General features: G+C 36.9%; 21 protein-coding genes. 14 read left to right on the top strand and 7 right to left on the bottom strand.

Translation table 11 applies throughout. The annotated features are described in order from the left end of the window. Nucleotides 1-2 precede the first annotated feature (2 nt). The 3 genes from ACWM35_RS16110 (at nt 3) to ACWM35_RS16100 (ending at nt 3,075) form a co-directional block, all read left to right on the top strand. Nucleotides 3-710, top strand: a complete 708-nt coding sequence (locus ACWM35_RS16110) for a M48 family metallopeptidase (protein WP_454819822.1) — start codon at nt 3-5, stop codon at nt 708-710. Nucleotides 711-1,075: 365 nt separating this feature from the next. Next, nucleotides 1,076-2,560, top strand: a complete 1,485-nt coding sequence (locus ACWM35_RS16105; protein WP_454819821.1) for a diguanylate cyclase domain-containing protein — start codon at nt 1,076-1,078, stop codon at nt 2,558-2,560. 140 nt (nt 2,561-2,700) lie between these two features. Next, the gene (locus ACWM35_RS16100; RefSeq protein ID WP_454819820.1) at nt 2,701-3,075 is read left to right on the top strand and encodes a hypothetical protein; all 375 of its coding nucleotides are present in this window, start codon (nt 2,701-2,703) and stop codon (nt 3,073-3,075) included. A gap of 68 nt (nt 3,076-3,143) precedes the next feature. Here ACWM35_RS16100 and ACWM35_RS16095 read toward each other — a convergent pair whose 3' ends face one another. The 4 genes from ACWM35_RS16095 to ACWM35_RS16080 form a co-directional block, all read right to left on the bottom strand. Then, on the bottom strand, nt 3,144-4,220 hold the full coding sequence (locus ACWM35_RS16095; protein ID WP_454819819.1) for a Ger(x)C family spore germination protein: 1,077 nt from the start codon (nt 4,218-4,220) through the stop codon (nt 3,144-3,146). Continuing rightward, nucleotides 4,204-5,304, bottom strand: a complete 1,101-nt coding sequence (locus tag ACWM35_RS16090; RefSeq protein ID WP_454819818.1) for a GerAB/ArcD/ProY family transporter — start codon at nt 5,302-5,304, stop codon at nt 4,204-4,206. The genes ACWM35_RS16095 and ACWM35_RS16090 overlap by 17 nt, the downstream gene beginning before the upstream one ends. 12 nt (nt 5,305-5,316) lie before the next feature. Further along, entirely contained in the window at nt 5,317-6,798 is a 1,482-nt protein-coding gene (locus ACWM35_RS16085; RefSeq protein ID WP_454819817.1) for a spore germination protein, read from the bottom strand. Nucleotides 6,799-6,932: 134 nt separating this feature from the next. Next, complete coding sequence (locus ACWM35_RS16080) at nt 6,933-7,235, bottom strand: hypothetical protein (protein WP_454819816.1); 303 nt, start codon at nt 7,233-7,235, stop codon at nt 6,933-6,935. A 126-nt stretch (nt 7,236-7,361) separates the two neighbouring features. Between ACWM35_RS16080 and ACWM35_RS16075 the strand changes: the two genes are divergently transcribed. From ACWM35_RS16075 to ACWM35_RS16065, 3 genes are all read left to right on the top strand, one after another. Further along, nucleotides 7,362-7,574, top strand: a complete 213-nt coding sequence (locus ACWM35_RS16075) for a hypothetical protein (RefSeq protein WP_454819815.1) — start codon at nt 7,362-7,364, stop codon at nt 7,572-7,574. A gap of 110 nt (nt 7,575-7,684) precedes the next feature. Beyond that, nucleotides 7,685-8,596: a DUF1002 domain-containing protein gene (locus ACWM35_RS16070; protein WP_454819814.1), complete on the top strand. Its 912-nt coding sequence runs from the start codon at nt 7,685-7,687 to the stop codon at nt 8,594-8,596. Nucleotides 8,597-8,652: 56 nt separating this feature from the next. Continuing rightward, nucleotides 8,653-9,261 carry a methyltransferase gene (locus tag ACWM35_RS16065; RefSeq protein WP_454819813.1) on the top strand — a complete coding sequence of 203 codons (609 nt, stop codon included), beginning with the start codon at nt 8,653-8,655 and terminating at the stop codon, nt 9,259-9,261. A gap of 19 nt (nt 9,262-9,280) precedes the next feature. Here ACWM35_RS16065 and ACWM35_RS16060 read toward each other — a convergent pair whose 3' ends face one another. Together ACWM35_RS16060 and ACWM35_RS16055 are read right to left on the bottom strand one after the other, a co-directional pair. Further along, complete coding sequence (locus ACWM35_RS16060) at nt 9,281-10,363, bottom strand: UvrB/UvrC motif-containing protein (protein ID WP_454819812.1); 1,083 nt, start codon at nt 10,361-10,363, stop codon at nt 9,281-9,283. 65 nt (nt 10,364-10,428) lie between these two features. Continuing rightward, entirely contained in the window at nt 10,429-10,791 is a 363-nt protein-coding gene (locus ACWM35_RS16055; RefSeq protein WP_454819811.1) for a DoxX family protein, read from the bottom strand. A 267-nt stretch (nt 10,792-11,058) separates the two neighbouring features. Between ACWM35_RS16055 and ACWM35_RS16050 the strand changes: the two genes are divergently transcribed. The 5 genes from ACWM35_RS16050 to ACWM35_RS16030 all read left to right on the top strand — a co-directional run bounded on the left by ACWM35_RS16050 (nt 11,059) and on the right by ACWM35_RS16030 (nt 16,609). Further along, the gene (locus tag ACWM35_RS16050; RefSeq protein WP_454819810.1) at nt 11,059-12,087 is read left to right on the top strand and encodes a fatty acid desaturase; all 1,029 of its coding nucleotides are present in this window, start codon (nt 11,059-11,061) and stop codon (nt 12,085-12,087) included. A gap of 110 nt (nt 12,088-12,197) precedes the next feature. After that, nucleotides 12,198-13,331 carry a sensor histidine kinase gene (locus ACWM35_RS16045; protein ID WP_454819809.1) on the top strand — a complete coding sequence of 378 codons (1,134 nt, stop codon included), beginning with the start codon at nt 12,198-12,200 and terminating at the stop codon, nt 13,329-13,331. After that, nucleotides 13,332-13,931, top strand: a complete 600-nt coding sequence (locus ACWM35_RS16040; protein WP_454819808.1) for a response regulator — start codon at nt 13,332-13,334, stop codon at nt 13,929-13,931. Between the two features lie 178 nt (nt 13,932-14,109). Continuing rightward, on the top strand, nt 14,110-15,723 hold the full coding sequence (locus ACWM35_RS16035) for an acyl-CoA dehydrogenase family protein (RefSeq protein ID WP_454819807.1): 1,614 nt from the start codon (nt 14,110-14,112) through the stop codon (nt 15,721-15,723). Between the two features lie 121 nt (nt 15,724-15,844). Then, nucleotides 15,845-16,609, top strand: a complete 765-nt coding sequence (locus ACWM35_RS16030; RefSeq protein ID WP_454819806.1) for a MerR family transcriptional regulator — start codon at nt 15,845-15,847, stop codon at nt 16,607-16,609. A 55-nt stretch (nt 16,610-16,664) separates the two neighbouring features. Here the strand turns inward: ACWM35_RS16030 and ACWM35_RS16025 are convergent, their stop codons facing one another. Then, nucleotides 16,665-17,255, bottom strand: a complete 591-nt coding sequence (locus tag ACWM35_RS16025) for a YdcF family protein (RefSeq protein WP_454820082.1) — start codon at nt 17,253-17,255, stop codon at nt 16,665-16,667. Nucleotides 17,256-17,541: 286 nt separating this feature from the next. Between ACWM35_RS16025 and ACWM35_RS16020 the strand changes: the two genes are divergently transcribed. Genes ACWM35_RS16020 through ACWM35_RS16010 form a run of 3 tightly spaced genes read left to right on the top strand, consistent with a single transcriptional unit; the run spans nt 17,542 to nt 21,168 of the window. Continuing rightward, on the top strand, nt 17,542-18,555 hold the full coding sequence (locus ACWM35_RS16020) for an ABC transporter ATP-binding protein (protein ID WP_454819805.1): 1,014 nt from the start codon (nt 17,542-17,544) through the stop codon (nt 18,553-18,555). Next, nucleotides 18,536-19,504 (top strand): ABC transporter ATP-binding protein, encoded by a 969-nt coding sequence (locus ACWM35_RS16015; RefSeq protein WP_454819804.1) that lies wholly within the window; start codon nt 18,536-18,538, stop codon nt 19,502-19,504. The genes ACWM35_RS16020 and ACWM35_RS16015 overlap by 20 nt, the downstream gene beginning before the upstream one ends. Before the next feature lie 47 nt (nt 19,505-19,551). Next, nucleotides 19,552-21,168: an ABC transporter substrate-binding protein gene (locus ACWM35_RS16010; RefSeq protein WP_454819803.1), complete on the top strand. Its 1,617-nt coding sequence runs from the start codon at nt 19,552-19,554 to the stop codon at nt 21,166-21,168. Nucleotides 21,169-21,253 lie beyond the last annotated feature (85 nt).

The following is a 21,253-nucleotide window of genomic DNA, read 5'->3' as shown; positions in this document are numbered from 1 at the left end:
CCATGATACATACCTATTCAGGTAAAACCATTCGTTTTGAGATAAAGTACAAAAACCGTTCCTCCATTGGAATATCGATTGATAGCTATGGAAATATTGAAGTCCAGGCTCCGAAAGGAACACCTGATACGAGAGTGATTCAGTTAATGGAGGATAAATGGGACCTTATTCAAGAAAAATTACAAGAAATACAGAATCGATCGCGCGGTCCACAAAAAAAGATCTATGAACATGGTGAGAACTTTCTTTATTTAGGGAATGCCTACCCGATACAGATTATTCATGACAAAACTCTTGAACAGGATCATGTCGTGTTTGAAGAAGAAAGACTTTATATTTTTGTGAAACAAATGGATGATGAGAAAATCAAACAAGCCTTAAAACGATTTTATTATCAGCGGTGTAAGGCTTTAGTGGAGAAGAGCATCTCCTCCTATCAAAGGAATTTCAAAACAAAGCCACGTTCTATTAGGATCTCGGATAGCAAAACGACATGGGGAACCTGTGACTCAAAACAACAGCTAACGTTTAATTGGAGACTGGCAATGGCACCACGTGAGGTCATTGACTATGTAGTAGTTCACGAAATGTGCCATATGGTTCATTTGAATCACGATCGCTCCTTTTGGCGGCTTGTTGGAAAAATAATGCCTGATTATAAGGCAAAAGAAAACTGGTTAACATTATCAAGCTGGAAAATGACAGTTTAATTTCTATATAAAGAATCCCCACTTATATACTGTTAAGTGGGGGTGTTTCTTTTAATAATATTTTTACTGGAAACATTTATTAATTTTTGTATATTCATAAACTCTCTCAATTGAGGGTTTCTATCCCAATTAATCTGCCTTTCTTTATATCGATTTGCGGTTGATAAAGAATAGTAAATTCTCCTTGTTCTAAACCTTTTCTTAATCCTATTTCAAGCATTGTTTTTCTAGATATGCCTTCGTTTATTTCTGGATTGAAAAATTCAAAATATATATTCAGTAAAATTGGATAAAATAATCATTATGGGTTTGTATGCTCTCTATAGTAGAGAAGGATACTTTTGGATGAGGGGATAATATACATCATGTTTATTGAACTTTTGAATAATCTTACACTTACAACAGTATTTTTAGTTATTGGGGGAATATACTTTGATAATAAATCGCAAAAGCAGATATTAACTCTTAAAAGTAAATATTGGATTGGAGTAATATCAGGGCTTTTAGGTGTTTTATTATTAGCCAATGCCATTCGCGTAAGTAATGATGTGATAGTGGATTTACGGTATTTAGCCATTCTTCTTGCAGCACTTTATGGTGGGAGTGTATCTGCCCTTCTATCTGCTGTGATTATTGGTATTGGCCGCTTAACCATTTACGGTATTAGTACTACGTCCATGATAGGTGCTATCCTTTGCATAATCATTGGTCTCGTTTATACATACATTGCCAGTAAGAAAATATCAAATTTACAAAAACAAGTTTATATGAATGCTTTTGGTGTGGCTTTTCTATCCCTATTCATCTATCTTTTAGTAAACGATTCTAAGGATGCAATCATTGTATTTGTTTATTATTGGCCAATCTCGTTAATAGCTGGATTTTTTACTTATTTTGTGGTTGATTTCATAAAAAGATTAAATGAAAATAGCCGATATCTTGCCCGATTTCGGGAAATCGCTGAAAACTCTACAGACTTAATTTCCATCCATTCTTTTTGGGGAAAGTACCTTTACCTATCACCTTCTTGCAAAAGCATACTACAATACGAAGCAGAGGAGTTAGTGGGGAAATTTCCAAATCTACTTATCCATCCAGATGATTTTCCATCGGTTCAAAATGCATTTTTTGATGTGATTCGTTCATCAAATGAATTAACTGTAAGGTATAGGATGAAACAAAAAAGTGGAAATTACATTTGGCTTGAAACGGCTATTAAAAAAATGAGGGAAACAAAAGAAAAACGTGATGAAATCATTTGTATTTCAAGAGATATCACGGAACGAAAAAAGTTTCAAGAGGAATTGAAAGAAAAGAATCGTTTATTAGAAAATCTCTCGAACTACGATAGCCTTACACAAATTCCTAATCGTCGTTATTTTGACCAAACAGTAGAAAAAGAATGGACTCAGGCAGTAGAAAATTCCACACCCATTTCCTTGATCTTATTTGATATTGATTATTTTAAAAAATACAACGATACATATGGGCACCAACAAGGAGACGAATGTTTAAAGATGGTAGCTAAGACAGGACAGTCCATTTTAATGCAACAATCTGGGATCATCGCCCGTTATGGTGGGGAAGAATTTGTCGTGCTCTTACCTGAAACCTCTCAGTATGGTGCATTTAAAGTGGCGGATTCCTTAAGAAAGTCTATTCAAGCAATAGCTATTCCTCATGAAAACTCTAAGGTTATGCCGGTAGTAACAATCAGCGTTGGCATCTCGACAATCCTTCCAAAACAAGGTGATTATGTGCAAGAGTTACTTAAGCAATCTGATTTAGCTTTATACAAAGCAAAAGCCGATGGTAAAAATAGAGTGGTTGTTTATCAAAGTCTCTCCTAAAGAGAGATTCCTCCCTATTTGTTTGAATAATCTATCGTTTTGATCAGTTAATAATTTTCGTGGAAATTATTTAAATATGTAGTATGATATTTGATAGTGATGTAGTTCTAAAGTAGGGTGACTTTTGGAGGATAATGACCTTGGGGAAAATGTATGTCATTCGGATAGATAAAGAAAATAACATTTTGTATGTAAAAGTTAGTGGTACTTTTAATGAGGAAGATGCACTGGGATACATGAGTGAGTTTCAAACAGCTGTTAATACAATTGATCCACCTCGGTATACATTAATTGTTGATGGGAATGGGCAAGAAGCAGTGGATCATCATCTTCTAGGTGATTTGAAATTTGTTTTACGGCTTTATTCTGCGGCAAATTTTAAAAAAATTGTGATAATCAATCCAACCTCTTTTGAATCAAAAGTTCAGGTGGATGCATGTGTAAAAGAAATTAATTTCAAAGGGACCTTTGTAAATACCCTGGAGGAAGCTTATAGCTTTATTCATGCAATTTAATAATAAACAAAGAAGGCAATCTCACTATTTTAGTAGTGATGTTGCCTTCTTTGTGCTGGAATGAGATCCTATTGAATGACACCTGATTCAGTAATTTTTATTTCTGGTTTTATTTTTACGACAAGTTTTTGATATTGATTTTCTTTCCAATTTTGATAATCAAAATTTCTAGTTTGTGTTTTAATAAAGTGCCCGAGCCCAACTGGGTCGATACTCTTATCTCTAAATCTTTGTATTAATTTTAAGCCTTCCTTACTCGTATCTTCTTCAAATTGTTTTGCTAATTGACGAACCACCTTCGGGGTAATGTCCTGGCCAGTAAATTCTTCAATAATTCCATTTATTTTTAAATGGATTGTGATTTCATACGGATCTCTTTTTGTTAGTTCGAAATTGTGGCTGGATCGAATACTCCTAATCGATGCTTTCCCACTGTCAATTTTTACTTCGTGCATCCCTTGACTGTATTTGTCGACGAGTAGTTTGAAAAAAAACATTTTCTCTGCGGGAATGAAATCAACCATTTTCCCTTGATTAAAAAGAGATAATCCGTTTATTTCCAATTTGTTAGAAGCAATTTTTTTAAGTTGTGGAATATAAGGTGATTCTCCTTTTTGATAAAAATCCGAAAGAAATAACTGAAGATTTGATTTCGGGAGATCATCTGCCTTCATATTATGCTCCAGTAATTTTGAAATATAGGTTGCATTCCCTCGAATCCCGTACTGACCTTTAAGTAGATCATGTGCTTCGCCATCGACGACGGCTATATTGAGGCCTGAGCCAACACCGGGATCCCTTTGAAAGGCATCGATTAATGCGAGAATACCATCCTTCTCTGCTAAACTCTTACTAAATAGCACAATCTCAAGACTCCCTGTAACAATCGGGTCGGCTGCTTGCCTTTGAATATCTTGGAGAATATCCTTTTTTATCTTGGCTTTTGCGGAGAAGGTATTGTTTTTAGGTGCCTGATCCGGCAGATAGACAGGAACTAAGACTGTACCCATAATATAACCTTTTTCAGCGCTGTCAAAGCCGATTCCTTCAATTAGATTAATATCATCAAGTACCTCTTTCCTAACACATCCGATTGAGATGCCGATTAGAAAAATACAGCAAATTATTTTAAGAATCCTGTTCACGCGTTCTCACCTTCTTTGCTATGAGCGTCCCTACAAATAATAAAGGAATGTAAATTAAGTTAAAATAGAGCCCTATCTTTGCTGTTATATCTGTTAGAAAGTTAATCTGATCCCTGGTTGAAATAAAACTAGTTATAACTAAACACAGAAATCCAATCCCCCAAACTGATGACCTTTGTCGTATCGAAAAAATCACCTTGCCAAGACGGCTGGCACACCATAAACACATACATAAATTTGGTAAAATAATTAAACACCAGTTTGCAATTCCGATGTATTCAAAACGTTCAACAAAGGGTAATTTAATTATTTTCCACATGGTTAAGGTGGGCCATACGTTTTTTTGCAATTGACCCTCTGAAAAATAGGCGAAGGTGACGATGGCTAAGTATAAGCAGATTAATGTGGTATATAAAACTCCCAAATGTGCCCATTTTTTTGCCTTTTCTGGTCTTTGAATAAATGGATAAAAGAATAATATCGTTTCAAATCCTAAGATCGTCAATGTCATATCACGGCTGCCAAGTAGCAGTTCTTTTGGTGAGTGATCAAGAATCGGAAGTAAATTGGTAAAGTCTGAAAATGGAAAAATGATAAAGAACAATACAAATATATAGAATGGTAAAATCACTGAAAAATAAGCAATCCCGGTTATCGATCGAAAGCCGCCACTTACAATATAGATAGATAGGATTAGGAGTACTACCGCAAACCAAAAGGTGTTTAATTCTTGAAACATCCATACTTGAACAATCTCAATATAATTTCGCAGGACCGTTATGGTTAATAACATGAAGTATAAGATAAAAATGGAACAAATCATCTTTCCAACTTTTTTTCCAAGGATAAATGTATGAATGGATACCATATCACCATTTGCAATATGAAGCATTTTAAACATCATCCACATTAGAATATGAATGACTAAAGCTGTGATCAGAATGGATATCCATGCATCATAACCGGCAGACTTTGCAATAATTCTTTGAAAACCAAGGAGACCCACACCGGCCTGCATGTCGTGGATAAGAAAAAATAGGAGAAAAGGTGATATTTTTTTGTTCTCTGGGACCATGGAGTTCATAATCTGTTACCTCTATTCTTCTATATCTTTCTTATCCTTTTTTGTTTTAGCTGGGAAGCGGTAGGGCTGCTCTGTTTGTAATAGAAATGGCCGTTTTCTTTGTTTATCAAATGACAACCGAATAAAAGCATCCTTTAAATCTTGTCTCCTTGGAGGGTACAATGGTTCAAGGTAGGGTCTTCCAAGAGAAGTAAGACGAAGAAGATGGCCTAGTAAGAAACAAAAGGAGATCACGATCCCTAATAACCCCCACAATTCTGCAAAAAATAAAAAGGGAAACCTGAGCAACCGAATGGTATTACCTATTCTGTAAACAGGTGTTGTAAAGGAAGCAAGGGCTGCTAAAGCAACGAAAATTAATAAAATATTACTTGTTAGACCTGCCTCAACGCTCGCGGTTCCGATAACAATTCCTCCTACGATACCGATTGTTTGGCCAACCTTAGTTGGCAGCCTGGCGCCGGCTTCTCTTAAAAGTTCAATGGTCAGTTCAAGGAATAGTGCCTCCAAGATAGGAGGAAAGGGAATCGCTCTTCTTGAGGCGACCAATGTACCTAATAAGTCTTGAGGAATTAACTCATAATGATAGCTTAGAGTGGCTACATAAACAGGTGTAACTAAGACAGAAAACATGACAGCAAACAGTCGTACTAAACGAAAAAAAGAAGCTGTAATCCAGTTGATATAATAATCTTCAAATGAACTAAAAAATTCTACGAGTGTCGTTGGTGTTATTAAAGCATGTGGTGAACCATCGACTAGGATTGCGACTTTTCCTTCAGTCAGGATAGCGGCTATTCGGTCTGGTCTTTCCGTATCAAGAAGTTGTGGAAATGGTGAATTATGATTATCTGAAATTATTTGGACGATATAGGAGCTGTCGGTAATTTCATCAAATTCAATATCCTTAAGTCTCTGCCTAACGGTATTTACATTCTCTTGATTCGTAATGCCGTCTATATACAAAATGGCTACTTTTGATCTTGAGAGAGATCCGACGATTAGTTCCTCGATAACAAGTTCCTTAACTGGAATTCTTTTTCTTATTAAATTTAAATTTTGATCAAGTGATTCAACAAATGCTTCCTTAGGTCCAATGACACTGAATTCTACTTCGGGGAGACTAACATTTCGCCCTATTTCCTTCTTTGCTCCGAAAAAGCAAAACTGATTTTCTTTACCACTTATCTTTAATAAGATATATCCATTGAAGAGCTTTTTCTCGATTTCGGCCATATCCTCTGAAATACTTACATCTGCAAGCGGGACAATTTCCTTAATATCTTCTAAATGTCTAAATTCCTCTTCCAATAAATAGGGGAGAATGCTTTCTTGGAGAGTATTTTCATTCACAAGTGTGGATACAAAAGTTAATGAAAAACGGACCTTTGTTTTGTTGTTAAAAAACTCCAGGCATTTATAGTCATAAGATTTATTTAATATCTTATCTAAACTTTCCTTATCATTATTTTTACTCTTAAATAAATTAAACATAGTTTTTCTCCTTCAGTGGATGCACATAGTATTGCCAATAATGGAAGGTTTATGTTAAATAGATTAGATGAATACGTAAAAAACACCCTAGTAATTGCGAAAGTGGCTGAACTAGGGTGTTGTTCTAATGCGGTTTAGCGATTATGAAAGTAAACAGTTAACGCATCCATGATTTTATTGGCATTATCGCTCGTTTGAATATTATAGTGATCACCATCTAATGAAGTTGAAAAAGTATTAATTCCTTGGTTTCGTAAAAAGGAATCAATGTCAGTAATGTTTTCTCCCTGGGTTTTTAGAGTTTTATGACCAACAAAATTCTCATTAACATAAACCTCGTATTGATCCTCATTTAATTTTACATTCGATTCGTTTTGAGGATTACCTGTGTTTAAAGGCGTGAAAATGATACTATTACTGGTATTTTGATTAATCAACTGACAACCTCCATTCATGATTTATAACATTACTTTTTCCATGAGAAATAAATATATCCCTTGGTTACTGAATGGATATCATGAAAATAAAAAGAGAATGATAAAAGTGGAAAGGGGGATTTGAAAATGTTTAACAGCAAAAATGAGGAAAAGGAAAAACTTGAGGAAGTCCTTAAACACTCCATTGAAATAGAAGAGGATTTAATGCGCACCTATCTCATTACTGCAGAACGTGTACATGATGATGATGAACTAAAAGAGCGTCTCGAAAACTTTGCCGAGGGAAATGCAAAAAGGACAAAACAATTAATAGATGAGCTAAAAGATCATGAAAGCTGAGGGATTCCCGCGGCTTTTTTATATAGAAAAAATTTTTGAAACTCCATTATTGTAAAAAACGTCTATAATAAGAGTGGAATCATTATTTTTCTAAACAAGGAGAGTCACTTATGAGTTTTAAACGTTTTTTTAAGACAGGTTTATTAGCATTGATTTTATTACTAAGTAGTTCTAGCATGGTTTTTGCCTCCAACGGAAATGATGAAGAAAGTATAAATGAAAAATTTGGCCTGCCAATTGTCGTTTATGGGGAAGCATTATCTCCAGCGCAAAATGAAGAAGTAAGAAAGCTCTTAGAAGTAACAGACACGAGCAAGGTAAAGGAAATAACGGTTACGGGAGAAGACTTAGTCACCTATATTAAAGGTGACAGGCACTCGAATATGTACTCCTCAGCTAAAATCACCAGAAAAGACTCGGGTGAGGGGCTTAAGATTAATCAGGTAACGCCTGAAAATATCACTGAGGTTACCGATGAAATGTATGCCAATGCTTTATTAACGGCAGGTATAGAGGATGCGGTAGTGGATGTAGCATCTCCTGTAAAAGTCAGCGGACATTCTGCCCTTGTTGGGATTTATAAAGCGTATGATGCAGGTGAAGGAGCTGGACTTGATAAAGATCGAACAGAAGTTGCCAATCAAGAATTGGACCTAGCGACTGACCTTGCTAAAAAAGAAGGATTGGATCAAGATAAAGTAAGTGAACTGTTGACAGAAATTAAAAAAGAAATCGCAGAACAAAATCCAGCGACAAAAGAAGAAATAGAAAAAATCATCGATGATAAGCTCAAAGCATTAGGAATTAACTTAAGTGCGGAAGATCGTCAGCTACTGATTGACCTGTTTGAAAAAATGAGAGACTTAAATATCAATTTTGATAATGTTAAATCTCAACTTGAGAATCTATCCCAAGATATCCAACAACGAATTGAAGAAGCAGTCGGAGATAAGGGATTCCTTCAAGCTGTTTCAGATTTCTTTAAAAATTTGTTTGATAGCATCAAAAGTATTTTTTCATAATGAGAAAAAGCTGTCCTTCGCTGGACAGCTTTTAGTATGCTGAGTAGGTGTGAAAAATGAATGACCAATATTATGATGCACTCTTAAATATTAAAACAGTGGGAGTTCAAAAAGGATTTAGTGAGTCTTTGCATTATCATCGTTATGAGCCTACGCCCTATAGTGCATTGGAAAGGCTATTCGCCGATTATGAATTACAACAAAGTGATCAGATTGTTGACTTTGGCTGTGGTAAAGGGAGGTTAAACTTCTTCCTTCATCATAGGTTTCATATGACCGTAATGGGGATTGAAATGAATGAAAGCTTTTTTCAGGATGCACTAGAAAACAAAAAACGTTTTTTGGAGAAGCATAGGAAAAGAAAGGATAAAATTCACTTTCTTCATTGTAAAGCAGAAGAATATGAGATTCAGCCAGAGGATAATCGATTCTATTTTTTTAATCCATTCTCCATCCAGATCTTTATGAAAATCATAATAAATATTTTAGGCTCTGTAGAACAATTCGAACGTGATATTGAAATAATCTTGTATTATCCATCAGAGGATTATATCTTTTTCCTGGAGAATCAAACTCCTTTTACACTTAAGCGAGAGATTAAACTTCATGGTATGTACGAACAAAATGTGAATGAGAGATTTTTAATATACGAAAATTCGTATTAAAGGATTAAAGCCCTCGGTGTCATGGAGACAATTGAGGGCTTTTAAAATTGAGGGATAATAATGAGGTTAGAGCATTTCTTAAGCTGCTCATATCGCTTTCTTGTAACCATTTGTTTGGAATCTTCATAAATTCACAGTGACTACTGTTTAAATAGCTATAGATAATTTGAGCTTCATCAATTTCGTCTCTGCTTACAGGTGGATTTACAGTAGATTGATCAAAGTAGGTCATGTTTGCCGCAAGATGTTCAATATTTGACGGATGTAAGACATACTTATCACTGAATAGAATTTTATTCCGCTTAATAAGGAACAGCTTAAATGTGCTTTCATTTAAAAATTCAATCACGGCTATATTATTATTTTCTTCCGTAAAGTCAATGACTTTTTCTTTGTTTATAAGAAAATTAATTGCACTTATATAATCTCTATACTTTGCAGCTGTTTCAAAATCAAATTGCTCCGCCGCAAAATCCATTTTTTGTTCCAATTCATTGAGCATACCCAAGTCCTGACCAGAAAGTAACGAGATGATATTTTGGATTATTTTGTTATGCTTGTGTTTAATAGGACCGCCTAAACACATACCCATACATAGACCTAAGGAATGATTTAAACAGGCTGTGCCCTTTTTCGAGGGGTTACTGCAAAGAATTTTAAAGTTTTCTTTTAACGAAACGATTGCTTTGTCCACTGTGTGTCTGCTTATAAAGGGACCAAAATATAATTTCCCCTCTCTACGGATGGGGTTGTTAGTGACTTCTATTTGATGGAGTTCTCGGTCCAAATGAACCACTATATAAACATACGAATTTGAACTTTTCATTTTCTTATTAAATAAAGGTTTATGCTCCTTAATCAATTTACATTCAAGCATAAATGCTTCAAATTCTGTATCAGTAAGAATAAAATCAAAATCTTTAATGTTGCTAACCATTTTCTTTATTTTTTGCGGATGTGCTTTTGATTTTTGAAAGTAGGATTGCACCCTGCGCTTTAGGTTTTTTGCTTTTCCAACATAAATAATCGTTTCCTGTGAATCTTTCATTAAATAGACTCCGGGGGTAGAGGGGAGTTGTTTTACCTTTTCTTTAATTGTCATTTCATTCTCCTCCCTATCTAATTTCTCTTCCCATCATAAAAGAAAAATCAGGAGGTCTGCAACATTCAAGTGGATCTAGTATATAAAATACCTAATAGGACAAGCATGACGATATCTAATCGAGCATGGAAAGCAAATTGTATTATTCCTGTGTTTATCAAGGGGAACTTTGTTAATAGAAGAGCGGCAATCATAATCCCTATTAAGGGAATAACAGCATTTTTCACATTACGATTCGTTAGGATCAAGATTCCACAAATAATTTCTAAAAATGCAACTACATGCAGCATGATAGATGGATAAGGTAATCCTAATCGGACAAAGGTATTAGCTAGGTCTTCACTGATTAATTTTAACGCACCAGAAGTAATGAAAACGTACGCGACAGCGTAGCGAATGAAGCTAATGACAGAAAGCGAAGTATTCATGATTTATCTCCTCCTTTGCTATAAATGTATGCTGAAAATAGGACAAACAATGACTAATGATAAGGAAAATGTGCATACTATCAACGGAGATCATTACATATGAGGAAAACAAAGAGGAGGAGGAAGCTCAGCTGGAGCTTCTCCTCCTTCGATATTTTTTAGCGGAACATGACATTTATCATGTATTAGGCATGACATGTGTGTCTGCAAACATGAGGTTCATTCAGCTATACTAAAATTACTAAAATTAGGAAGGGAATAAATGCGATGATGGAACAAAAACAAAAACAGTTGCGAAATCTAGTTGCTCCTTATGAAAACTCAACGACAAAAGCCAGTGTATGGCAATTAGTTAATACAATGGTACCATTCTTTGTCCTTTGGTTTCTTGCTTATCAAAGTCTGTCAGTATCCTATTTGTTGACACTTGCAATCTCGATAGTTGCGGCAGGATTTTTGGTGCGAATATTCATTATTTTTCATGATTGTTGTCATCATTCCTTCTTTAAGAATCGGCAGGCAAATAAAATACTTGGAATGATTACCGGCGTCTTAACACTTTTTCCATATAGTCAATGGCAGCATGAACATAATGTTCACCACGCTACAAGTAGTAATCTTGATAAACGTGGTGTTGGCGACATATGGGTTTTAACTGTCGAAGAATACATGGCGTTATCGTTTTGGGGGAAGCTGCAGTATCGACTATATCGGAATCCGTTCGTTATGTTCGGGTTAGGTCCAATCTATCAGTTTTTATTAAAGAATCGCTTTAATCGAAAAGGGGCACGTAAAAAGGAACGGATGAATACGTACCTTACAAATCTTTTTATCGTGGCATTAGTCAGCTTATTTTGCTGGACGCTTGGTTGGGAGTCGTTTCTATTAGTTCAAGCTCCAATCTTTCTAATCTCAGGTTCATTGGGAATTTGGCTATTTTACGTCCAGCATACCTTTGAAGATTCTTACTTTGAAGAAGACGTAAACTGGGAGTATGTGAAAGCGGCAGTAGAGGGAAGTTCTTTTTATAAACTTCCAAGGCTTCTCCAATGGCTGACTGGGAATATTGGCTACCACCATGTTCATCACTTAAGTCCAAGAGTCCCAAATTATAAGCTTGAAGAGGTCCATAACAGTACGCCACCATTACAAAATGTACCGACAATCACTTTGGCAACAAGTTTAAGTTCTTTAAAATTCCGCCTTTGGGATGAAAATGCGAAAAAATTTGTTAGCTTTAGAGAGCTAAAAGTACAAGTCAAGAATAATAAAGTACTTCGACCGGAAAAAGCATAAATATCATCTCAGCCCCAATCCAATTTGGGGCTATTCTTTTAAAGGAAAAATGGGAAATGTGTTACTATTGTTTATAGATAGGTATTCTAAGAATTAATGAGGTTTTAACTGTGATAAAAAGGTATTTAACATTTCAAAAGAACAGCGGAATTTCTCCTTATATTTGGACGATTTTATCCATATTGCCGTTTTATTTTATTTTCCAACAATCTTCTCCGATTAAAATTGTTGTAGGAATTATCCTTACGGTTCTGTTTTTTATTTTCTATCGAATTGCCTTTATTTCTAAAGGATGGCTGGTTTATTTATGGACATTTATCCTTATTGGGATATCGATTACTTCTACCAGTCTATATAGCTATGTGTATTTCTCCTTTTTCCTTTCTTATTTTATTGGAAATATTAAAGAGCGTATGACATTTTTGACGCTATATTTTATCCATTTAATCAGTACCTCTGCATCAATCAATTTTAGTATTGTCCAGCAGGATGAGTTTTTCCTAAAGCAATTACCCTTCGTTATTATCATTTGGATAAGTGTTATTCTGCTTCCATTTAGTATTCATAATCGGAAAGAGATGGGGCAGTTGGAAGAAAAACTAGAGGATGCAAATAAGCGGATTTCGGAATTAGTGAAACTAGAAGAGAGGCAGCGAATTGCTCGTGACCTGCATGATACTTTAGGACAAAAACTTTCGTTAATTGGACTTAAGAGCGATTTGGCAAGAAGATTAATCACCAAGGATCCTGAGCAAGCTCGCAATGAATTAAAGGATGTGCAGCAAACGGCAAGAACGGCATTAAGTGAAGTAAGAAAAATGGTATCTTCTATGAGAGGAATCCGCTTGAAGGATGAAATTGTCCGGGTAAAGCAAATTCTAAAGGCGGCAGAGATAGAATTTAATGGTGACCAAGATGTTTCCATTAAAAAGGTATCATTGTTAACAGAGAATATTCTCAGCATGTGTTTGAAAGAGGCTGTGAACAATGTGGTCAAACACAGCGGGGCAAGCGCTTGTTCCGTATCCATTGAACAATCATGGAAAGAAATTGTGATGAGAATTCATGATGATGGAGTTTTTAAAAGCAGTGATAATGCTGAATCGAAAGGCAGCGGGCTATTAGGAATGAAAGAACGGTTAGAATTCATTAATGGCAGCTTGGAACTATTAACAAAAGAAGGAACAACCTTAGTGATTAAAGTACCAAATGACGTAAAACCTGAGGATAGGGAGGGAGAATAAATGATAAAAATTGTAATTGCCGAGGATCAGCAAATGCTTTTAGGAGCCTTCGGTTCACTGCTGAATTTGGAAGACGATATGGAAGTAGTTGGCAAGGCATCGAATGGGGACGAAGCAGTTGAATTGGTCCGAAAGTTGAAGCCTGATGTTTGCATCATGGATATTGAAATGCCTGGAAAAACAGGTCTTGAGGCAGCAGAAGAGATAAGAGGGCAGGCATGCAAAGTCATTATTTTAACTACATTCGCTCGAACAGGATATTTTCAACGGGCTCTAAAAGCAGGGGTTAGGGGATATTTATTAAAGGACAGTCCTAGCGAAGAACTAGCAAGCTCTATTCGCAGTGTCATGGAGGGAAAACGAATCTATGCTCCGGAACTAATGGACGATGTCTATGGTGAAGAAAATCCCCTTACCGATCGGGAAAAAGAAGTACTAGAACTCGTCGCGAACGGAAAAAACACCCAAGAAATCGCTGACCAACTCAGCATCAAAACCGGAACCGTACGCAACTACATCTCAACCATCCTCGACAAACTAGACGTTAAAAACCGCATCGAAGCCATCACCCAATCGAAAGAAAAGGGATGGTTTAAGTAAATAGGTATCGATAAAGTGGTGACAGGCACCGCTCGTGGACACTGTCCACCCCAGATGGACACTTTGAAGGGTAAAAAGAAACAGAAGGAGTTTGGTTTCTGTTTCTTTTTTGCGTTCTCGGCATGATATAATTAGACTGAATATTATGTTTATTTAAATTAAGAAGGAGTGAGTGTTGATGAGTTTAGCTTCCCAGGAGACAGAGACGAGAGGAAAGAATTCTTATAGTTTTGATGAGTTTGTTTCGAGGCGTGAGAATCTTGATTGGTATCGTGATGACCCGTTTTTACAGAACGCAGTGAAGAAATTTACTGGTTCAGATTATGAACAGGTGCATGAAAAAATCCTCGCTTTTTCACCGACGGTTTCATCAAAATGGAATCAGCTGGCTGAACGAATAGCCAGGCCTGAGGTCCGACCGTATATGCTTCATTACGATGCGTTTAACCATCGAATTGATCGGATCGTTCGCCCAATGGAAGTCCATCAATTAGAAGGTGAAGTCTTCGGTGAAGGGCTGTTTTCGAGTAAGATGCCCCCTTGGGAAAGCTTTGTGAAACGAATGTTAACTCATCAAATTGGTGAAGGCGGTGTTACCTGCCCATTGACCTGCACCCATGGGCTAATAGCTTTGCTTGATCAATTTCCGAATTTAGAAATTCCTGAACTTCAAGATATTTTAATACATACTAAAGAAGGAATAAACGGAGAGTTTGCCATCGGAGCTCAATTTATGTCCGAAATTCAAGGAGGATCCGATCTTCCGGCAAATATATTGGAAGCGGTTCCAGACGGTAAGTACTATCGTTTATACGGAAATAAGTTTTTCTGTTCGGCAGCCCATGCGGATTATTCTGTTGTAACCGCTAAAATATCGGGCTCAAATAAAGTTTCAACCTTTATCGTGCCATCATGGCTTCCAGGCGATAAAGAGAAGGAAAAACGAAACAGTTATCAAATTAATCGGATAAAGTGGAAGCTAGGAACAGCAGAATTACCAACAGGAGAAATCCAATATGATGGGGCGCTGGCCTATCCAATCGGACCAAAGGATAAGGGAATTGCTGTTGCAGTAGGAATCGTCCTTACACTATCTCGTCTTGAAATTGGAATTGCCTGTTCTGCTTTTATGCTCCGGGCATCCAGAGAAGCAAATTTGTATGGTGAATTCAGAACTGTGTTTGGCAAGAAGGTAAAAGACTATCCGTTATCAGCAAGCAAACTAAAAGGAATTGAAAATGCCGCCCAAAGGACAACTGCCGGCGCCTTTAAAATTTATGATCTTTTCTTACGATTAGAAAAACCGCTTAATCCTGGTATTCACTCCGACCAGCCTATAGAGATTCGGAAACAACTGTTCAATCTTCGAGAGTTAGTGTTACTGCAAAAAATCTGTGCAACGAACGAAGGGGCAGAAATCTTACGTGATGCCATATCAATTTTTGCCGGACATGGTGTAATGGAGGAGTTTTCTTCATTACCGAGGATTTTCAGAGATGTTGTGGTGAATGAACAGTGGGAGGGACCTCGTAGTCTGCTGTTAACTCAGATTTATCGTGATATTCAAAGAGTGTCAGAGTGGTATTCACCGTCAGAATTTGTTAGTAATGTACTAGGCGGTGCCACCAAAGAAACGATACAAAATTTCTCCGGGAAGCTTGAAGATCTAATGCAAAGACCAGTATTAGGTGAAGTGAATGAAGCTTCCATCGAGGCAGCAGACGAATGGGATCGTTTTTGTGACTCCTTCTTTAAAGCTTACCAAGAAGTAGCTTTGGCCGAAATTAAATGAAAAATTATCGAAGACCTGTCACCTGCAGTGGCAGGTCTTTAATTTTTAAAAAATAGGCAAACTAGATGTTGACCTTAACGTAGCGTAAAGGTGTATCGTTAGATTATGAGGAGGTGATCGAATGGAATATACAGTACAAAAGTTAGCCAGTCTCGCAGGTGTCAGCACGAGAACTTTACGATATTATGATGAAATTGGAATTCTTAAGCCGGCAAGAATCAATTCATCGGGGTATCGAATCTATGGTCAGGCCGAGGTGGATCGCTTACAGCAAATCCTTTTCTACAGAGAGCTAGGTGTTGGGTTAGAAAGCATAAAGGATATCGTCACATCGCCTTCCTTCGATGGTGCCCAGGCACTGCGTGAACATCACGAGAAACTCCTCGAAAAGAGAGAGCAATTAAATTTATTAATTGCCAATGTGGAAAAAACCATAGCAGTAACAGAAGGGAGAATGAATATGTCTAATAAAGAAAAGTTTGAAGGCTTTAAGAAAAAGCTGATAGAGGATAACGAGAAAAAATACGGAAAAGAAATTCGTGAAAAGTATGGTGAGGAAACCGTAAATGCGTCAAATGCAAAAATGATGAACATGACGCAGGAACAATACGACGAGGTTACAGCGCTTGCGGATCAAGTCCAATTTACCTTAGCCGAAGCATTTAAAACTGGTGACCCCGCAGGTGAACTGGCACAAAAAGCAGTTGATTTACACAAGCAATGGCTCACCTATTATTGGAGTGAATACAGCAAAGAGGCCCATGCAGGTCTAGCGCAAATGTATGTGGATGATGAAAGATTTACAGCGTATTATGACAAAGAGCAGCCAGGTACAGCAGAATTTTTACGAGATGCCGTTCATATTTACACAGGAATGAAAAAGTAGAAAAAAATCACCCAACTGGGTTCTCAGGAATCATCCAGCTGGGTGATTTTTTTATCTAAAAACTATTAATGAATTTCTCAAGATAATATTTCGTAATCGCCAAATATTCCCGGGCATAGGATTTCGGAACGGCAACTAATGGAGTTTCTGCTGGCAGACCTTCAACCTTAAGTCCCTGATCCCTCGCTATGGATTTTGCACGATACAAATGAAAATCATTTGTTACAAGTAACCCTGTTTCAAAGTCATTAGTAAGTAGCTTTTTTGAAAATTTAATATTTTCGACGGTATCGGTAGATTTATCCTCAAGGAGAATCCTCTCTGCATGGATCCCAGCTTCCAATAAGCTATTTTTAATTGCTGCTGCCTCGCTGATATCTTCACCAGGCCCTTTTCCTCCAGAAGCAATCGCGATTGTTTCTGGATTTTTCTTCAAATATTCCGCTGCGGCTTCAATTCGATACTGCAGTGCCAACGATGGTTCAGTGCCCTTCACACGAGCCCCTAAAATGATCAGATAATCCCCATTATTAGAAGTTTCTAATTGGCTATGCTCTCTTATCTTCATGTGTAGAATGGAAAAATAAAGTATCAAACTAAAAAGTAAAATACATCCAACTATTAGTAAGCGTTTTCTCATGTTTATCATCCCAAATCCAATTCTAAAATATTATTCACACTCTTATCCTACCATAGTTTCCCAAAAAACAATTTAAATCTATGGAGCAAAAAAATCGTTTATTTCAATACATCTTGTTTTTAATGGGCTAAAGAGTAAAAATAGAGTGAATTATGTTAAAAATTTCACTTATTTGACAAATTACGCAAGAAGCAATAAAGTAATATATGTCATAATAATTATAAAATTTACTATATTATGATATTTCATTTTATTATTCAATTCAAAAAAAAATTATAAGGTAGGTGCAAATGTGAGTAAAAAACCTATTCTTCAAATAAAGGATTTAAAAGTGTCGTTTCAATCTGGGAAAAAGTTCGTCCCAGCCGTTGACGGAATCAGCTTTGAATTAAACGAAGGAGAGATATTAGGGATTGTTGGTGAATCCGGTAGCGGAAAGAGTGTGACCTCATTAACAACAATGGGATTAATCCCTTCACCACCAGGAAAAATTGAGAACGGTGAAATTGTATTTGAGGGAAAAGATTTAAAAAATATTTCCGAAAAAGAGTGGAGAGAAATTAGGGGAAATCAGATTTCAATGATTTTCCAAGAACCAATGACATCATTGAACCCGCTTTTCACGGTGGGAAATCAGTTGATGGAAGCCATTCGATTACATACAAAGCTTTCTAAAGCGGAGGCAAAACATAGAAGTATAGAGTTACTTAGATTAGTAGGAATTCCAAGAGCTGAAGGTATCCTCCAAGAATACCCACATCAGCTGTCAGGTGGAATGAGACAAAGGGTAATGATTGCGATGGCGATGGCATGTAATCCTAGGGTGTTGATTGCGGACGAGCCGACTACAGCACTCGATGTAACCATTCAAGCTCAGATTCTAGCATTAATGAAAGATTTAAATCAAAAAACAAATACTTCTATTATCTTAATTACTCATGATTTAGGAGTAGTTGCGGAGATATGCGAACGAGTGATTGTTATGTATTCCGGGCAAATAGTCGAGCAAGGTGATGTTCGAACCATTCTGAAAGACCCGCAACACCCATATACGAAGGGACTTTTAAAATCTGTACCAGATTTAAGAGGAAAAAAAGATCGTCTTTACAGTATACCAGGTTCTGTTCCGACACCGGGTACGATTCATAAGGGTTGTCGTTTTGCGGCCAGATGCTCAGAGGCTTTTGGAAAATGTCTGGAAGAGTCTCCTGAATTAATCAAAATGGAAAAACAGGGACATGAAGTAAGATGCTTCCTACATACATTAAATGAGAGGAGCGAAGAGTATGTCGGAATTACTTCTTGAGGTCAATGGCCTGAAAAAATACTTTCCAATTACGGGAGGAATATTAGGAAGAAAACAAGGTGAAGTAAAAGCTGTCGATGATGTTTCCTTTTTTGTGAAAAAAGGAGAAACACTCGGAATTGTCGGTGAAAGTGGTTGTGGGAAATCAACAACTGGCAGACTCCTTATGCGTTTAATTGAAGCGAGTGATGGAAAAATCATTTTTGAAGATAAAGAGATTACGAGCATGTCCAAAACAGAATTAAGGAAGACACGCCGTGATATTCAAATGGTATTTCAAGATCCGTATGCTTCCTTAAATCCTAGACATTCGATTGAACAAATATTGGAGGAACCTTTAATTGTTCATGGCATTGGCTCGAAAGAAGAACGCAAAAAACGTGTGAAAGAGATGCTTGAGGTTGTTGGTTTAAGTAGCTATCATGCCAAAAGGTATCCACACCAATTCAGTGGCGGTCAGCGCCAAAGGATTGGAATTGCCAAGGCATTAATGACAAAACCAAAGCTCATTATTGCGGATGAGCCAGTTTCAGCACTGGATGTTTCCATTCAGGCACAGGTGCTGAATCTAATGAAGGATATTCAAAAGGAATTTCAGCTTACCTACATATTCATCGCTCATGATTTAGGGGTTGTTCGTCATATTAGTGATCGAGTTGGTGTGATGTATTTAGGTAGATTAATAGAATTAGCAGATAGTGAAGAGCTATACGAAAATCCGAAACATCCGTATACCAAAGCCCTCCTTTCTGCTGTGCCTATTCCAGATCCAGATATCAAAAGAGAGACCATCTTAATTGATGGAGAGCTTCCAAGCCCGGCGAATCCACCGACAGGCTGTGCTTTTCATACAAGATGCAGGGAAGCAATGGAGATTTGTAAAACAGCAAGACCGAAGGAACACAATCTCAATGGTCATTTTGTTGCTTGTCACTTGTTTAACGAGTAGAAAGCAGCATTTATGATATAAAACAAAAAATATAGGGGGAAATGCGAATGTCGAGAAAGAGTTTTAAAATGCTTTTGATTGCCCTTTTAGCAATCAGCATGTTTCTAGTTGGCTGTAATACCAAATCCAATGAAGAAACAGGCGGTAAGAATAGTGGCAATGAAGAAGCAGGTTCTAAAAAGGATACACTTGTTTATGGCCGTGGTGGAGATTCCACATCTCTTGACCCAATCACAACAACAGAAGGTGAAACCTTCAAAGTAACGGAGAACATTTTTGAAACGCTTTTACAGTATGGGGACCAGGATACAACAGTTAACCCAGGACTAGCTGAAGAATGGGAAGTGTCTGAAGATGGATTAACTTACACTTTCAAGCTTCGTCAAGGAGTTAAATTCCATGATGGTACTGATTTCAATGCAGAAGCGGTTGTCTTTAACTTTAATCGCTGGATGAATGGAAACGCAGACAGCTTCCCTTACTACTCTATGTTTGGTGGTTACAAAGGGGAAGAAGGTCACGTAATTAAAGAAGTTACAGCTGTAGATGAGCACACAGTTAAATTTGTCTTAACTAGACCACAAGCTCCTTTCCTTAAAAACTTAGCAATGTCTCCATTTGGTATTGCCAGCCCAGCGGCTGTTGAAAAATTTGGTGACAAATTCCGTGAAAATCCAGTAGGTACTGGACCATTCAAGTTTGTTGAGTGGAAGCAAAATGACACGATTACTCTTGAAAAGAACCCAGAATACTGGCAAGAAGGCTTACCGAAATTAAACAAAGTTATTTTCCGTGTTATTCCTGAAAATACAGCTCGTCTAAATGCGCTTTCTAATGGCGAGATCGATGTCATGGATGGTCTTAATAACTCAGATGAAGCAACGGTTACGTCAAATGCTAATTTACAGGTTATCGAACGTCCATCTATGAACGTTGGTTATATCGGTTTAACAACAACTCGTAAACCATTTGATAACAAGCTTGTACGTCAAGCCATTAACCATGCTGTAGATAAGAAGTCAATCATTAAAGCATTCTATGGTGGTAAAGCAGAAGAAGCAGTTAACCCAATGCCTCCTTCTATCGAAGGCTATAATGATGCAATTGAGCCATACCCATATGATTTAGAAAAGGCCAAAGCATTACTTGCAGAAGCTGGCTATGCGGATGGTTTTGAAATTGATTTATGGGCAATGCCTGTAGCTCGTCCTTACATGCCTGAAGCACAAAAAGTTGCAGAGGTTATTCAAGAAAGCTTAAGCAAAATTGGTGTTACAGCAAAAATCCAATCTGTTGACTGGGCAACTTACTTAGACAAAGCTGCAAAAGGCGAATTTGATATGTTTATGCTTGGCTGGACAGGTGACAACGGAGATGCTGATAACTTTATCTACACTTTATTAGACAAAGATAGTATTGGAAGCAACAACTACTCTCACTATAGCAGTGATGAGCTTCATGATGTATTAATCCAAGCTCAAACAGAATCTGAACCAGCAAAACGTAATGAGTTATACAAAAAAGCACAAGAAATCGTCCATGAGGATGCTCCATGGGTACCGCTTGTACACTCTACGCCATTATTGGCAGCTGGAAAAGATGTAACAAATTACTTACCACATCCAACAGGATCTGAAGCACTTACAAAAGTAGAATTTAAATAATAGGTTCTAACAAAAGGGGAGCGAGCTTTGCCTCCCCTTTTGTTAACACGATGAAAGAATTCTATTCACTATCTTGAATTCTAGT

This window comes from Neobacillus sp. K501 (assembly GCF_053749995.1).
Note: the sequence above shows the minus strand (reverse complement) of the source record. Positions and strands in the feature narration are given on the sequence as shown.

Coding starts and splice junctions, on each gene's coding strand:
- ACWM35_RS16015 (WP_454819804.1), top strand. CDS start 18,536: ATGTCGGAATTACTTCTTGAGGTCAATGGCCTGAAAAAATACTTTCCA.
- ACWM35_RS16065 (WP_454819813.1), top strand. CDS start 8,653: ATGAATGACCAATATTATGATGCACTCTTAAATATTAAAACAGTGGGA.
- ACWM35_RS16070 (WP_454819814.1), top strand. CDS start 7,685: ATGAGTTTTAAACGTTTTTTTAAGACAGGTTTATTAGCATTGATTTTA.
- ACWM35_RS16040 (WP_454819808.1), top strand. CDS start 13,332: ATGATAAAAATTGTAATTGCCGAGGATCAGCAAATGCTTTTAGGAGCC.
- ACWM35_RS16110 (WP_454819822.1), top strand. CDS start 3: ATGATACATACCTATTCAGGTAAAACCATTCGTTTTGAGATAAAGTAC.
- ACWM35_RS16075 (WP_454819815.1), top strand. CDS start 7,362: ATGTTTAACAGCAAAAATGAGGAAAAGGAAAAACTTGAGGAAGTCCTT.
- ACWM35_RS16060 (WP_454819812.1), bottom strand. CDS start 10,363: ATGACAATTAAAGAAAAGGTAAAACAACTCCCCTCTACCCCCGGAGTC.
- ACWM35_RS16050 (WP_454819810.1), top strand. CDS start 11,059: ATGATGGAACAAAAACAAAAACAGTTGCGAAATCTAGTTGCTCCTTAT.
- ACWM35_RS16030 (WP_454819806.1), top strand. CDS start 15,845: ATGGAATATACAGTACAAAAGTTAGCCAGTCTCGCAGGTGTCAGCACG.
- ACWM35_RS16035 (WP_454819807.1), top strand. CDS start 14,110: ATGAGTTTAGCTTCCCAGGAGACAGAGACGAGAGGAAAGAATTCTTAT.
- ACWM35_RS16085 (WP_454819817.1), bottom strand. CDS start 6,798: ATGTTTAATTTATTTAAGAGTAAAAATAATGATAAGGAAAGTTTAGAT.
- ACWM35_RS16010 (WP_454819803.1), top strand. CDS start 19,552: ATGTCGAGAAAGAGTTTTAAAATGCTTTTGATTGCCCTTTTAGCAATC.
- ACWM35_RS16090 (WP_454819818.1), bottom strand. CDS start 5,304: ATGAACTCCATGGTCCCAGAGAACAAAAAAATATCACCTTTTCTCCTA.
- ACWM35_RS16105 (WP_454819821.1), top strand. CDS start 1,076: ATGTTTATTGAACTTTTGAATAATCTTACACTTACAACAGTATTTTTA.
- ACWM35_RS16055 (WP_454819811.1), bottom strand. CDS start 10,791: ATGAATACTTCGCTTTCTGTCATTAGCTTCATTCGCTACGCTGTCGCG.